The following is a 3458-nucleotide window of genomic DNA, read 5'->3' as shown; positions in this document are numbered from 1 at the left end:
AAGTTCTTTGACAGAATTAAGGATGAGAAAAGAGGTCATATACTCGAGCAAAAGGCGGGTATATGGCGAAAAGAGAAAGTAAGAAAGAGCGTCTGGGGGATGCCTGGGCTCTTGGAGGCGAAGAAGGACGTGGTAAGCTGCGAAAAGCCTCGGGGATTAGCAAACGTGAATTGATCCGAGGATATCCGAATGGGGCAACCCGGCTGGCTGGAGGCCAGTCACACCGCGAGGTGGGCAAACCCGCTGAACTGAAACATCTAAGTAGGCGGAGGAGAAGAAAACAACCGTGATTTCCAAAGTAGTGGCGAGCGAAATGGAAACAGCCTAAACCGATGTTGTTACGGCAATATCGGGGTCGTAGGACTGCAATATCCGAGTGTCGACGAAGTGGAATCTTCTGGAAAGTTGATCCATAGAGTGTGAAAGGCACGTACACGTAAGTTAGATATGAGGTAGCAGTATCCTGAGTAGGGCGGGACACGAGGAATCCTGTCTGAATCTGCCGGGACCACCCGGTAAGGCTAAATACTCCCAAGAGACCGATAGTGGACCAGTACCGTGAGGGAAAGGTGAAAAGTACCCCGAACAGGGGAGTGAAATAGAACCTGAAACCAGGCGCTTACAACCGGTCGGAGCGGCTTTGTGCCGTGACGGCGTGCCTTTTGCATAATGAGCCTACGAGTTACTAATCACTGGCAAGGTTAAGTGCTGATAAGCACGGAGCCGAAGCGAAAGCGAGTCTGAATAGGGCGCCATAGTCAGTGGTTGTAGACGCGAAACCTTGCGATCTACCCTTGAGCAGGTTGAAGGTTGGGTAATACCAACTGGAGGACCGCACCAATAAGCGTTGAAAAGCTTCTGGATGACTTGAGGGTAGGGGTGAAAGGCTAATCAAGCTGGGAAATAGCTCGTACTCCCCGAAATGCCTTTAGGGGCAGCGTTGTAATAAAGAGTCTACCGGAGGTAGAGCTACTGATTGGATGCGGGGGCTTCACCGCCTACCAAATCCTGACAAACTCCGAATGCCGGTAGTATGATTTACAGCAGTGAGCGGCCGGGTGCTAATGTCCGGTCACGAGAGAGGAACAACTCAGATCATCAGCTAAGGCCCCCAAGAATACACTAAGTTGATCTAACGATGTGCGACTGCAGCGACAGCTAGGATGTTAGCTTGGAAGCAGCTATTCATTTAAAGAGTGCGTAACAGCTCACTAGTCGAGCGGTTGTGCGTGGATAATAAACGGGCATCAAGTGTATCGCCGAAGCTATGGACTCGAAAGAGTGGTAGGGGAGCATTCCATTTGCGTCGAAGCCGTACCGTCAGGTATTGTGGAGCGGATGGAAAAGCAAATGTAGGCATAAGTAACGATAAGGCGGGCGAGAAACCCGCCCACCGCAAGACCAAGGTTTCCTGATCAACGTTAATCGGATCAGGGTTAGTCGGGGCCTAAGGATAAGCCGAACGGTGATTCCGATGGACAATCGGTTAATATTCCGATACCGATTCATACTGCGACGGAGGGACGAAGAAACGTAAGTCACGCCGGCTGACGGAATAGCCGGTTAAAGGACGTAGGTATAGAGAGACGTTAACAGCGACTTTCTGCTGAAATCTGACAGTACCGAGAGCCTTCGGGCAATCGGATAGTTGACCCAAGTATGCTTCCGAGAAAAACTTCTAAGCTTCAGGTATGAATCGCCCGTACCGTAAACCGACACAGGTGGTCGAGGAGAGTATCCTAAGGTGCTCGAGTGATTCACGGTTAAGGAACTAGGCAAATTAACCCCGTAACTTCGGGAAAAGGGGTCCCTGCTCTGCAGGGCGCAGCGAAGAGGTCCAGGCGACTGTTTATCAAAAACACAGGGCTCTGCTAATACGAAAGTAGACGTATAGGGCCTGACACCTGCCCGGTGCTGGAAGGTTAAGAGGGGATGTCATCGCAAGAGAAGCATTGAATCGAAGCCCCAGTAAACGGCGGCCGTAACTATAACGGTCCTAAGGTAGCGAAATTCCTTGTCGGGTAAGTTCCGACCTGCACGAATGGTGTAACGATCTGGACACTGTCTCAACCGTGAGCTCGGTGAAATTGTAGTCCCGGTGAAGATGCCGGGTACCCGCGACGGGACGAAAAGACCCCGTGAACCTTTACTATAGCTTAACGCTGAATTTGGGTATACGATGTGTAGGATAGGCAGGAGACTTTGAAGCCGGGCCGCCAGGTCTGGTGGAGTCAACGTTGAAATACTGCCCTTTGTGTATTTGAGTTCTAACCCCGCGAGGGGGACACCGTTTGGTGGGTAGTTTGACTGGGGTGGTCGCCTCCAAAAGAGTAACGGAGGCTTCCCAAGGTACCCTCAGCACGATTGGTAACCGTGCGTAGAGTGCAATGGCACAAGGGTGCTTGACTGTGAGACTTACAAGTCGACCAGGTGCGAAAGCAGGGCATAGTGATCCGGTGGTTCTGCGTGGACTGGCCATCGCTCAAAGGATAAAAGGTACTCCGGGGATAACAGGCTGATCGCCGCCAAGAGCTCATATCGACGCGGCGGTTTGGCACCTCGATGTCGGCTCGTCACATCCTGGGGCTGGAGAAGGTCCCAAGGGTTCGGCTGTTCGCCGATTAAAGTGGCACGCGAGCTGGGTTCAGAACGTCGTGAGACAGTTCGGTCTCTATCTGTCGCGGGCGTCGGAAATTTGAGGGGTCCTGACCTTAGTACGAGAGGACCGGGTTGGACGTACCTCTGGTGTATCTGTTGTGCCGCCAGGTGCAGTGCAGAGTAGCCATGTGCGGACTGGATAAGCGCTGAAAGCATCTAAGCGCGAAGCCTTCCCCAAGATAAGATTTCCCTTAAGGGTCGTGGGAGACTACCACGTTGATAGGCCACAGGTCTAAAGGCAGTGATGTCAAAGCCGAGTGGTACTAATTACCCGTGTACTTTCCAATGAGGGCTCTTTTCTCATCCTTACATTCCGTCAAATTATCCCCTGTCGGATAGTTTGACTGCCGAAGCGGGAAAAGTCCTTCCTAAGCATGTCAAAGAATTTACAATTTAATGTGTCCTATACTATAACACATTCCAAACTTAGGTGGTTATAGTGGCGGGGTCCCACCTCTTCCCATTCCGAACAGAGTAGTTAAACCCGCTTACGCCGATGGTACTGCGTTAACACGTGGGAGAGTAGGTAGCCGCCTCCTTCAGAGTCTCTGTCTTTTTGACGGAGACTCTTTTTTTATCCCCATACCCGCTCCGAAATCACAAAAGAACTGCAACCCTCTCGACTCGCCTGATTACTCCAAGCGCACTATTCCCCCCGCCCCTGCCTGCCCAGGCAGAAGCGCAACTTGAAAAAAATGACGCTATATCTATTCTGAACACCGGGAGTGATTATCCAAGTATGGTAACACTCGAAGATTTACGAATAATCATACGGAATGTAAGACCGGATTTGGATAAGG

General features: G+C 51.2%; 2 rRNA genes. Both read left to right on the top strand.

The window, feature by feature from the left end:
• Positions 1-72 precede the first annotated feature (72 nt).
• Positions 73-2945: ribosomal RNA gene (locus tag INF32_RS12065) — 23S ribosomal RNA — on the top strand.
• Positions 2946-3084: 139 nt separating this feature from the next.
• A 5S ribosomal RNA gene (gene rrf / locus INF32_RS12060) occupies positions 3085-3197 on the top strand.
• The last annotated feature ends 261 nt before the right edge of the window (positions 3198-3458 follow it).

The organism is Gallalistipes aquisgranensis (assembly GCF_014982715.1).
Taxonomy (GTDB): domain Bacteria; phylum Bacteroidota; class Bacteroidia; order Bacteroidales; family Rikenellaceae; genus Gallalistipes; species Gallalistipes aquisgranensis.
The sequence above is the reverse complement of the archived record's forward strand: the minus strand, read 5'-3'. Positions and strand labels throughout refer to the sequence as shown.